The sequence below is a fragment of the Rhodococcus aerolatus genome (assembly GCF_054783215.1).
Genome location: NZ_BAAGQZ010000001.1, coordinates 112,086 through 123,102, shown reverse-complemented (window position 1 = coordinate 123,102; position 11,017 = coordinate 112,086). Strand labels below are relative to the sequence as shown.

Here is an 11,017-nt window from a genome sequence, read left to right as displayed (position 1 = left end):
CGGGTCAGGCCTTGAACCGCTCGACGAGATCGGCCTTGGTCAGCGCCTCGGCCTCCTCGGTCGGCACGCCCTGCGACTCGGCGTAGGCCACCCACGCGGCCTTGGCCTCGTTCACCCCGGGGCGTCCGTCGGCGCCACCACCGGCCGGGTCGTCGCCGTCGGACGCCGCGCCGTCGGCGGTGAGCTGCTCGCGCACCGCGTCGGGCAGCGCGGCGAGCGCGGCCTCGTACTGCGCCCGGGCGGCCTCGGCCGCGGCGCGCTCCCGCGAGCCCGGCTCGACGACGGCGCCGGCCTTGAGCAGCCGCTTCGCCTCGACCTCGGTCAGGTCGACCAGGTCGCCCCGGACGTGGCGCACGAAGTTCAGCGGCTCGCCGTGCTTGGAGATGATCTCGTCCCACCGCTGGGCGACGAGCTCGTAGCGCGTGGTGCCTGCCATCAGGACCGCACCCCCGTGATCCAGCAGGCGGCCTTGGGCTGGTCGAGGCCCTGGGTGCGCTTGCGGGTGACGTCGGACCGCCACGACTCGGTCGGGCCACCGTTGGGCCCGTTGCCCTCCGGGTAGAGCCCGGTGGCGGTCAGGCCGCGGGTGTCGCTGTAGAAGCCGACGGTGCCGCGCTCGACGACGAGCACGCGGTCCTGCGGCCAGTACCGCGAGGTCAGCGAGGCCAGGCCCATGACGTCGCGCGGCATGGTGCCCGTGTAGGCCAGCGACTCCGCGGCGAGGGTGTCCTTGTAGACCGACAGGAAGTTGTCGTTGTCGATCAGCACCGGGGCCAGGGAGCTGGGCGAGACCAGCGTGTCGGCCATGAAGCCGAAGACGTCGTCCTCGCTGGTGGCCGTGGCGGGGGTGGCCGAGCCGACCTCCTCCATCGCGTTGGCGATGTCGTGGCGCGGGTTGCCGGAGGCGGTGTCCCATGCCGCGGACGCGGCGATGGTCGGGATGGCCGGGTCCAGCAGGAGGGTCTGCAGGACGCGCTCGTCGGCCCGGCGGAACGTGTTGGTCAGCTGGGTGATCTGGGTGTTCACCGCGCCGATCGCGTTCTCGTCGATCATCTCCTTCGAGACCCGCACGCCGAGGCCGCGCTTGGTGGCCATGACGATCCGGGGCAGGCCGAGCTGGCCGGCCCCGACCGGGATCTCGGAGAACTCGGCGACGTTCTCGACCTCGCGGGTGAGGTAGAGCGGCGTGGACTCGTGGAACTGGACGAGGCCGTTCGGGTTCGCGCCGGCGTCGCGGAGGATCGCCTCCGACAGGAAGGTGTTCACCAGGAGCTCGTAGACCCTGGTGGGGATCATCAGGGGGTTGCCGACGAGGTCGGCGACCGTGGTGCGGGGGCCGTCGCCCACGCTGACGAGGGGGGTGGTCATGCGCTTGGTTCCTCTCTCAGGGGTGGGTGGTCAGACCGTGCGCATGAGGGCGACGGTGTTCGCGGCCGTGACGCCCGCGGGCTCGGCGCAGCGGCCGACGATCGTGCGCGCGTCCGGGGTGGTGCCGGCCGGACCGACCTTCCCGGCGCCGGTGGACACGAGCGCGTCACCGAACGCCGCGGTGGCGGAGTAGGTGACGGGCACCTCGATGCCGCCGTAGGCGACGCCCACGGTGTGGGGCGCCGCCACCGCGGTGACGGTCGGGAACCCGCCGACGACGGTGGGCTGACCGAAGGCCGCGTCGGGGGAGACCCCGTCGGTGACGGCGACGCCGAGCACCTTGAGCGAGCCGGCGGCGGCGACGCCGACACGACCGCCGGTGCGCGCCTCGACGAGCTGCCCGCCGGCGATCGGCTCGGTCGGGGTGTAGGAGCGGGGCCCGGTCTTCGTGACCTGGGGGATGCCAGCCATGATCAGACCTTCCAGTTCTTGTAGGCGTCGGAGGCGCGGACGTCGTCCGCGGTGGGCTCGGCCGGCTCGGTGCCGGCGTGGCCGATCTCGTTGGTGGGCACCAGGCCCGGCGTGAGCGACGCGAGGTCGTCGGCCGCACCCGGGTCCTTCGCGAGCTTGTTCAGCCAGGCGTCGGTGCTCGCCGGGCGGATGCGCCCGTCGCGGACGGCGGCGTGGACCAGCGCCTCGCGGCCGGCCTTGTCCTGGCGGGCCAGCGCGGTGACCCCGGCCTCGGCCTTGGTGCGCAGCTCGGCGAGGACGTCGGCGTCGATGGCGACCGCGTTCTCGGGCAGCGCCGCGGCACTGGCCCCGGTCTCGCCCTCGTTGCTGGCCTGCTCGTTGAGGGCCTCGACGATCGCGTCGGTGATGGTCTGGGCGTCGGAGTCCGAGGGGATGCCCAGGGCCTCCGTGATCGTGGTGATCTGCTCCGGCGTGAACTCCACGGCGGCGCTCCCTTCTGCCGCCGCGGCGGCCGGTGGCCCGCCGGCGGCGGATGCCGCGGCGGGGGTCTTGGTGGTGCTCCGGCCGGCAGCGACCGGGGCGGGTGCGGCCGCGCGGCCCGCGTGGGCGAACAGCGCGGCGACGGTCTGCTCGTGGCGGGCGGGGTCGCCGAGGGAGTCCCAGAGGTCCCAGAACCCGAAGCCGCCGCCGCCGGGGACCACCTGCTGTCCCTGCGCCGAGCCGTTGTCCGAGCTCGACGCGACCCGGTCGGCGAGGCCCGCGGCGACGGCCTCGTCGGCGGTGTACCAGGCCTCGGTCTGCATGACGGCCCGCCAGTCGGCAGCGGTCCCGCCGGCGCGGGCTGCGTACGTGGACGCGATCGAGTCGCTCATGCTGTCGAGCATCTCGGCGGCCTTGCGCATCTCGGCGGCGTCGCCCTCGCTGAACGCCCACGCCTCGTGGATCATCAGCTGCGCGCCGACGCTCATCACGACCTCGTCGCCGGCCATGGCGATGACGCTGGCCGCGGAGGCTGCGATCCCGTCGACCCACACCGTGATGTCGGCCCGGTGCTGACGCAGCACGTTGGCGATGGCGACGCCCTCGAACGCGCTGCCGCCGGGGGAGTTCAGGTGCAGGTCGATGTGGTCGACCTCGAGGCCGGCGACGTCGCGGACGAAGGCGTCGGCGTCGACGCCCATGAACCCGCCGATCACGTCGTAGACGTAGACGTCGGCCGAGGTGCGGGTGTTCTGGGTCGGGCCTTGCTCGCCCACCACCTCGTCGCGGACGTCGCCGAGGTGGAACCACTCCCGCCGGGGGTCGCCGGCGACCAGGTTGGCCACGGGGCGCGCCACTCCGGGCGGGCTCTTGATCGGCCTCACGGGGCCCCTCTCGTCGGTGGTCACGCCGCGCCGGGCTGGTCGGCCGGGGCGGGCTGCTCGGTCTGCTGCGGGTCGGGGCCGGTGCGCGGCGGGAGTCCGTGCGTCTGGCGCAGGAACGCCTCCATCGCCGGGTCGGCGGTGACGGCGCCGGAGTCGAGCAGTGCGCGGATGGCCTCGGCCGTGGCGTCGCGTCGGCTGCCGATCTCGTCGAACACGATCTGCGGGGCCGGCTCGTCGGGGCCGTAGTTCCAGTCGACGAGGTCCTCGATGACGTGCGCCTGGGCGACGTCCGCGATCTGTGTGGCCAGGGTCTGCAGGCTCATCACGAAGAAGTCGGCGAACGTGGTGCCCAGCGCGTAGCTGCCGGTCTTGTCCCCGAGGTTCAGGAAGTGGGCGAGCACCGCCCGCCCGATCGACTCGTCGTGGTACCGGATCGCCTTGTCGGCGTCGGGCAGCTGACCCTCGATGCCGAGCAGCCGCAGGCTCGCCCCGTTCGGCAGCGCGGCGCCGGCGTTGTCCCCGGCGCGCACCGTGGTCGCGATCCGCTTGCCGGCCTCGCGGTCGTCCGGACCCGCGCCCGGCTGGTCGGTGTAGACGGGGATGCCCATTCCGTTGCGGTCCAGCGTCTGCGCCTGGATGCGGATCAGGCGGTCCTTGATCAGCCAGTGCTTGTAGGCCGGTCGCAGCAGCGACGACCCCAGCCAGTCGCCCGCCTCCTGGTCGAGCACGTAGGCCACCAGCCGGTCGACCGGGATGGGGTCCTGGCCAACGTGGTCCCCGGGCCGGACCGGGGCCGCGTGCTGGGTGATCGAGACCAGCCCGCCGTCGCGGGCGACGTCCATCTTCGCGATCGTGCGGGGGTGGCGGGGGGCGAGCTTGCGCAGGTGCCACAGCCGGTCGGCCTCGCTGAACCGGGCCACCTGCTCGAACATCATGTGCCCGAAGGACAGGCACAGCAGCGCGTTGCTGACGTGCGACGACCAGGAGAAGCGGTCCCGGCGGCGCAGCGGCAGGCGCTGGTCGGCGCCCTCGACGGGCAGGCCGAGGTCGCCGGCCACCAGGTCGACCACCTCGGGGCGAGCATCCCCGGCGCGCAGGCGCCAGGACGTACGACGCACCGGCAGCGACACGGCCCGCAGCACCGACGTGATCTGTGCGTCCTGGCGACGCATCCGGTCGTAGACGGTCACGCTGTTCGGCCACCGCAGCTCGGGCGTCTCCGTGGCCAGCGGGCTGGCCCAGTAGCCCAGGCCGGGGTTGGCCCAGCCGATCTCGGCGGACGGAGGGGCCGGCAGCGCTGAGGTCATCGTGCGGTGCTCCCCTCTCGTCTGGTCAGAACCCGGCCGTGGCCAGGTCGGTCTCGGTGCGCCGGGTCGGCACCTGGGCGGTGGTCAGCGACTCGGGCGGTGGGCCGGGCTTGTCGTCGGGCGAGCGGGTCATCCGCAGCAGGCCCCAGCGGGCGAGCACCGCGGCCACGAGGACGTGGATGTCGCCGGAGCCACGGCGGTCCAGCGCCACCCCGCCCATCAGGTCGCGCGTGGTGGCCGCGGCCACGGCGTCGGTGAGCACCGCGGTCGTGCCGGGCTTCGGCTCGCGGTGCGCCAGGCGCCCCTCGTCGACGTCGTCGAGGAACCCGCCGGTCGCGATCACGACGTCGCCGGTGTCGGTGGTCAGCGGCTCGAGGCCGGCGGCGATGAGGTCGTCGAGCAGCGTCGCGGCGTGCGAGCGGCGGTCGAGCACGACGGCCACGGGCTCCCAACGGCGGACCAGCTCGACCATGCGCGAGACGACCCAGCTCGTGCCGGGCCGGTCCTCGATCACCTCGAGCAGGACCCGGCCGTCCGGGGTGCGGCAGGCCATCGAGATCGCGGCGCGCCGGCGGTCCGGGGTGACGTCGATCGCGAAGCACACCGGGTCGGTGGCCAGCGCCGCCGTGTCCTGCAGCGCGGCCCAGGTCGCGGGAGCCACCAGGTGCTCGGCCTCCTCCTCGCGCGGCCAGTCGCCGACGCCCAGGCGCTCGACCGCGAAGCCGCGCCGCGACAGGGTGTCCCGCTCGTCGCGGACGAACTCCCACGAGATGCGCCCACCGAGCGACGGGTTGGCCAGCGGCCAGAGCGACTCGTCGTCAACGTCGACGTCCTCGGGCCTGCCCGACTCCGGCTCCGGCACCGACCACTCGAGGTACGTCTGTCGGTCGCCCTTGCCGGCCAGCGCGCTGCGCCGCACCTTCGCCAGCACCAAGCCGTCCGGGTGGACCGTCCGGTCGACCGGGGTGGAGACGTACCAGAGCTGGGCGTTCGGGCTTGTCGCCATCGTCGAGACGAGAGCGTTCATCATCCCGTCCTGCAGGTAGGCCGCCTCGTCGAGCACGACCAGGTCGCCGTCGAGACCACGCCCGCCCTGGGTGGAGCGGGAGCGGAACCGCAGCTGCTGGCCCGTGGCGAGCGTGATGCCCTCGACGCCCTTGCTGATGTCGATGCCGTTGTTGCGGCTGGCCTTGAGCTTCCGGGCCAGCGACGGCGTGTTGACGATCAGACCGGTCGTGAAGTTGAACGCGTCCTGCGCGGTGTCGAACCGGTGGGCCGAGTGCTGGATGCGCTGCTCGCCGAACAGGTACAGCCCGGCGAGCTCGCGGGCGCAGAGCACCGCCGTCTTCCCGTTGCGCCGGCCGACGATCAGCCCCACCCGGAACGCGGACCACCGGCCGTCCGGCCGCTCGCCGAGCGAGCACCGCAGCGCGTACTGCTGCCACGGGTCGAGGTGCAGGCCGGCCGACGCGGCCAGCGCGATCGCGTCGTCGCCCGAGGCGTGACTGCTAGCCGGGGCGTACTGCGCGATCCGCGGCGGCACCACGCCGGGCGGCACGGGCAGCGGCGATGTCGTCAACCTGCGGGACCTCCTGGGTCGGCGTCTCCTCGGGCGCCGGCTCGGGAGCGGGTGTGGCGGCCGGCGTCACGAGCAGCTGGTCGAGCAGGCGAGCGAGCTGCGCGGAGCAGAGGCGGGACTCGGCCATGGCCTGGGGGGCGGTCATGGTGCCGGTGCGGTTGCCGCGGCCGCGGTGCCCGACGACGGCGTCGAGGTCGTCGAGCCGGTCGGCCTGGCGCGCGGCCTCGCCGGCGAGCACGGCCCGGGCGACGCTCACGTCGTCGTCGCCCACCAGCTCGGCCCACAGCGCGCGGCCCCGGGCGCGCAGCCCGGCAGGTCGGGTGGTGCTCACGGGCCTCCTGGCGGCCGCGCTGGGCCGCTGCTCGGGGCCGCTGGTGCGCCAGAGGGAGAAATCCTGACGGCCGCGGCGCGGTCAGCCCCCCACCCCCTCCGGATAACGGAGGGGGTGGGGTCGGACGGGGTGGGCCACCGCGGGCGCCGAGGCGACCGGGGCGGGCCTGGTGCGGGGCCGCCGGGGTGGGGCGGCGGAGCGCGCGGTGGCGGCGGCTGCGGGGCGCTCAGGGCCCGCCCGGTCGGGGGGTCACCAGTCGCGCGAGGTGGCGGTGGGCCGGCTCACCTCGGGGGCGCCGGCGCGGCGGGCGGCCTGGGCCGAGGCGCCGGCCCCGAGGTTGCACCGGGCGTGCTCGAGCCGGTCGGCCACGGCGCCCGGGTCGTCGGCCAGGTCCGTGCTGTGCCCGGCCTGCAGGACCTGGCCGTGGTGCATCGGCAGCCCGCAGCGGGGGCAGGGCTCGCCGTCGACGAGTGCGGCCAGCAGCTCGCGGCGGCGGCGCTGGTGCGCCGCGCCGTACCCGCGCTGGGTGGTGGTGCGGGTGTCGCCGGTGCGCCGGCCCTGACGCCGTTGGGTGGGCCGGGCCGTGCGGGTGGGTCGGACGTGGACGCGGCGCCCGTCGTCGGGTGGCGGTCCGCCGTTGGCGTACCACTCCTGCGCGACGCGCAGCATCTGCGCGGGTCGCTCGGCTCGGCACCGTGCGAGCACAACGTCGCGGCCGGGGTCGACGGTGTGCACCTGGGCGCCGCGGCGGCGGTAGCTGTCGAGCCTGCTGGCGCTGGGGGTGGAGTGGATCAGGTAGACGTCGCAGGCGGTAAGCCGGAACGCCGCCTCGATCGCGGCGTCGCGGGCTGCGTGGGTGACGCGGCGGACGGTGCCGGGGTGGCTGTGCGGGTGGCGGTCCGGGTCGGGCGCGGACAGCGCGAGGGCGAGCAGGTCGAAGTCGATGACGACGTCGGTGGGCTGGGCGTGCTGGCGGACCCAGGTGCTCTTGCCCGCTGCGGGCGGTCCGATCACGACGTGGATCACGAGAGGCCGAAGGGTGGAGTGGACACACCTGTCTTCGTGCGCCGATAGCGTTGCACGCAGGTCAGCGGCCCGTCAATCACGGACCGCCACCCTGCGTGTCGCGTTCCTCGAGCGGGTCCGCAGCCGCGGCGTGTGGGGCGTGCGCTTGGCCAGCCCGATGACGTCGCCCACGCGGAACAGCGGGGTGTCGGTGCGGGCGATCCACACGCCGAGGTCCTGGCCGTCGCGGCGCCAGCCGGCGGGCTGCAGCTGGCCGCGGGAGCGCCACGAGCGCCAGGTGCCGTCGGGAACCCGCTGGCCGGTGTAGGTCTCGATGAAGCCCAGGGCCTCTTCGCGCGTGGCGAGCTTGTCGGCTACCTGCTGGAGCAGGAACGCGTCGAGGTCGCGGGTGTCGTACTCGGCGCGGCAGGCCCAGCAGGTGGCGGTGGGGCTCCGGTGGTCGGGGCGGTGGGGGTCGCGCTCGACCCACAGGTCGGTGCCGCAGGCCTTGCACGGTCCGGCGTAGACGACGTCGCGGCGGTCCATGGCCATGCGGGCGCCGGCGATGGCGTCGGTGATGCCGTCGTGCAGCTCGAGCGCGGCGGGGTGGGAGCGCAGGGCGGTGAGGTGTCGGCCGAGCAGGAGAGCGCACATCTCGGCGGCGGTGACGGGCAGCATGCTCAGCTCGGCGGGGTGGGTGAGCACCTCGACGAGCCGGGCTGGCCCGATGCCGTGCCGCGGTGGCATTTCTCGGGTGGTGCGCGTGGCGCGGGCGGCCTGGGCCTCGGCCCGCAGACCGCGGAGGCTGGTGGCGTCGAGGTGGGCGTGGCCGCTGCCGAGCAGCGCGCGGGTGGCGCCGAGCAGCTCGGCGTCGAGGGCGTCGAGGCGCGCGCGGATGTCGGGTCGGATGGGCAGCGGGGTCTCGCTGCCGCGGCCGCCGACGCGGCCGGAGGTCATGCGGTCGAGGCGGGCCGCGGCGACGGCGAGGTCGGCCACGACCCCGGGCACGGCGGCGAGCTCGCGGCCGAGGCCGGTGGCGCAGCGGGCGCAGAGCGGCAGCGAGTCGGGGGTGGTCTGCCCGCAAGCTGCGCAGGGGGTTCCGCTCACGGGGTGGTGACCTCCTGGGGCCAGGTGACGGCGTCGAGGGACTGGGCGTGCCACGCGCGGACGGGGACCGGCCAGCCCAGGCGCTGGGCACCGATCTGGGCGAGCGCGAGCGCGTCGGCTGCGTCGTGGTTGGGGATGCGCAGGTCGGGCCACAGTGAGCGCATGGCGGCGAGCACGGCGGCCTTGTCGGCGCGGCCGGTGGTGGTGGCCCACTTCGCCCGGGTCTGCGGGGCCACCACGGCGACGGGGACGCCGCGGGCCCAGGCGCCGGCGACGACGCCCCACCAGAGCCCGGCCCGGTCCCACACGCCGGGGGTCTGGACGGCGTAGGCCGGGCCCTCGATGACGACGAGCGTGGTGTCGGTGGTGACGGCGGCGAGGATGCGGGCGGCCTGGTCGGCGATGCGCCGGGAGCGGGTGCGCCACGGGGCGTCTCGGTGGCCGGTGCTGGCGACGAGGCGCACCGCGGCGTGGCCGTCGTCGGTGATGCGCGCCAGGCCGGTGCTGGACAGGCTGCTGTCGATGCCGAGGACGGCGCTCATCGGCGGGCCCCGCAGACGGCGGCCCAGCCGGCGCAGTGCTGCGCCAGGGTGCCGCCGGTGCGCCAGGCCTGGCCGCCGCGCTCGACGGGTCGGTAGTCGCCGGGCTCGCCGGGCCGGGTGTGGCCGTTGGGGTGCTCGTAGCGGACGGCGCGGGCCATGCCCTGGTGGCAGGTGAACGGCTGCCGGATGCTGGCGTCGAGCTGGTCGCCGCCCTGCTGGGCGCGCTCGGGGCTGCCTGGGCGGTAGGCGCAGTCGTGGCACAGGGTCTCGGCGATGGCCATGGGGCCGTGCTCGACCTCGGTGCTGGGCTGCTCGTCGAGCACCGGGTGCCACTGCTCACAGCGCTCGGCGTCGGTGAACGAGCCGCCGGTGCAGCACGGGATCCCATCGGGGCAGCCGAAGCCGCCGGCGTGCATCTGGTGCACCACGTCGAGGCCCCTCACGCGTCGAGCCCCAGCTCGGCCTGGCCGGTCCCGGCGGCCGTCGCGCGGCCGTGCTCGTGGCCGGCGCGGATGCGGACGGCGTGGGCGGCCTGCGACCGCAGCTCCTCGCCGTGGCGGGGGTTGCGACAGGGCTGGCCGGGGCCGCGCTGGCAGTAGGCGCACAGCACCCGCAGCGCGGCCTGGCGGTCGAGCTCCCAGGTCAGGTCGCGGCCGGTGTCGGGCTGGCGGCTCACGCGGTCACCGCGGCTCGGTGGTCGCACCGGGTGACCGTCCCGCCGTCGAGCTCGACCCAGCCGGCCTCGTCGCAGGCCGGGCACCGGGCGATGGCCTGGTCGCGGTCCTGGCGCTGGCGGGCCTTGGCGGCGGCCTGGCGGCCGCGGTCCTCCTCGACGAGCCGGCGGGCGGCGGCGCAGGCGGCGCAGGCCGGGACCCGCTCGGTGGCGGGCACCTCGCGGTGCGTCGAGCACCGCGGGTTGGCCGGGTCGATCATGGGGCGGGGCGTCGTCTCGCGCGCGGGACTGTCACCTTCGCTCCCAACCTGACCCAGAGGAGCAGGGAGAGGGGAGAAGTGAGTAGGGAGTAGGGAGTAGGGAGTAGGGCTTGGGTCAGCCCTAGGGTCGTCGGACCCCTTCGGTTCACCCTCAACGGAAGGGTCAACGGGTGGGTCACTCGGTGGGTCATCCGTAGGGTCAACGGAAGGGTCGGACGTAGGGTCACCGGAACCCTGCTCGGAGGGTCGATCGAGGAGTGCCGCGGCGTCCTTCGACCCCCAGCCCTTGAGGTCCGGCTGCTCGGTGTGGAGCCTGCGCAGCTCGTGCACGAGGGCGCGACGGATGGGCCGGGAGACCACGGCGCGGGCGGCCCTGGCCATGCTGGTGGCCATGTTCGGCTGCCGCATGAGGCCGTCGCGGCGGACGAACGAGCGCAGCAGCACCTCCTCGCTGTCCTCGTCGACGACCACGAAGCGTGACGACTGCAGCTCCGCGGCGGCGGCCTCGACGTGCTGGGGGGTCCATCCGCGGGAGCGCTTGGCGATGCGCCGCGGCCGCCAGTCGGCGACCCCGCAGTAGGTCAGGTCCTCGGAGGTGAGCAGCACGAAGTAGAGGTGCTGGGCGTTGGGGCTGAGCGCGACGAAGTCGTCGTCGTCCCAGATCGAGAGGTAGACGCGGGCGTGGTCACGGCCTGCCATGCGGGGCCTCCTGGTGGTCGTCGGGGTTGGCCAGCTCGAGCAGGACGTCGGCGTGGCAGGGCTGGTCGAGCGGGCACCAGCAGGCGAGATCGGCACCGCGCAGCAGGGTGAGGTTCAGGCCGCGAGTCCACGAGTGCTCGTCCCAGCCGTGCTCCTCGTCGCACGTCAGCTCGCGGCGGTACAGGTCGACCTGTTCGGCCGGGGTCGAAGCGCGCTCAGGCTCGCCGGCGAGGTGGAACCGCAGCGTGGTCGCGCTGTAGGGGTTGCCCCAGCGCGTGGGCCGGCCGACGTAGACCGCGCCCTCGGGCATG

At 74.9% G+C, this 11,017-nt stretch carries 14 protein-coding genes; all 14 read right to left on the bottom strand.

Annotated elements, in window-relative coordinates:
* Positions 1 to 4: 4 nt before the first annotated feature.
* The 14 genes from ACYVOF_RS00760 to ACYVOF_RS00695 all read right to left on the bottom strand — a co-directional run bounded on the left by ACYVOF_RS00760 (position 5) and on the right by ACYVOF_RS00695 (position 11,016).
* Positions 5 to 436 (bottom strand): hypothetical protein, encoded by a 432-nt coding sequence (locus ACYVOF_RS00760; protein WP_460863368.1) that lies wholly within the window; start codon positions 434 to 436, stop codon positions 5 to 7.
* Complete coding sequence (locus ACYVOF_RS00755; protein ID WP_460863366.1) at positions 436 to 1,368, bottom strand: phage major capsid protein; 933 nt, start codon at positions 1,366 to 1,368, stop codon at positions 436 to 438. Before ACYVOF_RS00755 ends, ACYVOF_RS00760 begins: the two co-directional genes overlap by 1 nt.
* 30 nt (positions 1,369 to 1,398) lie before the next feature.
* Positions 1,399 to 1,839, bottom strand: coding sequence for a hypothetical protein (locus ACYVOF_RS00750; RefSeq protein ID WP_460863364.1), 441 nt, complete (start codon positions 1,837 to 1,839; stop codon positions 1,399 to 1,401).
* 2 nt (positions 1,840 to 1,841) lie between these two features.
* On the bottom strand, positions 1,842 to 3,203 hold the full coding sequence (locus tag ACYVOF_RS00745; RefSeq protein WP_460863360.1) for a head maturation protease, ClpP-related: 1,362 nt from the start codon (positions 3,201 to 3,203) through the stop codon (positions 1,842 to 1,844).
* Between the two features lie 20 nt (positions 3,204 to 3,223).
* Positions 3,224 to 4,510 (bottom strand): phage portal protein family protein, encoded by a 1,287-nt coding sequence (locus tag ACYVOF_RS00740; RefSeq protein WP_460863359.1) that lies wholly within the window; start codon positions 4,508 to 4,510, stop codon positions 3,224 to 3,226.
* A 25-nt stretch (positions 4,511 to 4,535) separates the two neighbouring features.
* Positions 4,536 to 6,089, bottom strand: coding sequence for a hypothetical protein (locus tag ACYVOF_RS00735; RefSeq protein WP_460863357.1), 1,554 nt, complete (start codon positions 6,087 to 6,089; stop codon positions 4,536 to 4,538).
* Positions 6,019 to 6,420 (bottom strand): hypothetical protein, encoded by a 402-nt coding sequence (locus ACYVOF_RS00730; RefSeq protein WP_460863356.1) that lies wholly within the window; start codon positions 6,418 to 6,420, stop codon positions 6,019 to 6,021. Before ACYVOF_RS00730 ends, ACYVOF_RS00735 begins: the two co-directional genes overlap by 71 nt.
* Positions 6,421 to 6,669: 249 nt before the next feature.
* Positions 6,670 to 7,446, bottom strand: a complete 777-nt coding sequence (locus ACYVOF_RS00725) for an AAA family ATPase (protein ID WP_460863354.1) — start codon at positions 7,444 to 7,446, stop codon at positions 6,670 to 6,672.
* Positions 7,447 to 7,518: 72 nt separating this feature from the next.
* Complete coding sequence (locus ACYVOF_RS00720; protein WP_460863353.1) at positions 7,519 to 8,532, bottom strand: hypothetical protein; 1,014 nt, start codon at positions 8,530 to 8,532, stop codon at positions 7,519 to 7,521.
* A complete protein-coding gene (locus ACYVOF_RS00715; protein WP_460863352.1) occupies positions 8,529 to 9,074 on the bottom strand; it encodes a crossover junction endodeoxyribonuclease RuvC in 546 nt (181 codons plus the stop codon). Before ACYVOF_RS00715 ends, ACYVOF_RS00720 begins: the two co-directional genes overlap by 4 nt.
* The gene (locus ACYVOF_RS00710; RefSeq protein WP_460863350.1) at positions 9,071 to 9,517 is read right to left on the bottom strand and encodes a hypothetical protein; all 447 of its coding nucleotides are present in this window, start codon (positions 9,515 to 9,517) and stop codon (positions 9,071 to 9,073) included. Before ACYVOF_RS00710 ends, ACYVOF_RS00715 begins: the two co-directional genes overlap by 4 nt.
* Positions 9,514 to 9,750: a zinc finger domain-containing protein gene (locus ACYVOF_RS00705; protein ID WP_460863348.1), complete on the bottom strand. Its 237-nt coding sequence runs from the start codon at positions 9,748 to 9,750 to the stop codon at positions 9,514 to 9,516. The genes ACYVOF_RS00710 and ACYVOF_RS00705 overlap by 4 nt, the downstream gene beginning before the upstream one ends.
* Positions 9,747 to 10,706 (bottom strand): hypothetical protein, encoded by a 960-nt coding sequence (locus ACYVOF_RS00700; RefSeq protein WP_460863345.1) that lies wholly within the window; start codon positions 10,704 to 10,706, stop codon positions 9,747 to 9,749. The genes ACYVOF_RS00705 and ACYVOF_RS00700 overlap by 4 nt, the downstream gene beginning before the upstream one ends.
* Positions 10,693 to 11,016, bottom strand: coding sequence for a DUF4326 domain-containing protein (locus tag ACYVOF_RS00695; RefSeq protein WP_460863483.1), 324 nt, complete (start codon positions 11,014 to 11,016; stop codon positions 10,693 to 10,695). Before ACYVOF_RS00695 ends, ACYVOF_RS00700 begins: the two co-directional genes overlap by 14 nt.
* Between the last annotated feature and the right edge of the window lies 1 nt (position 11,017).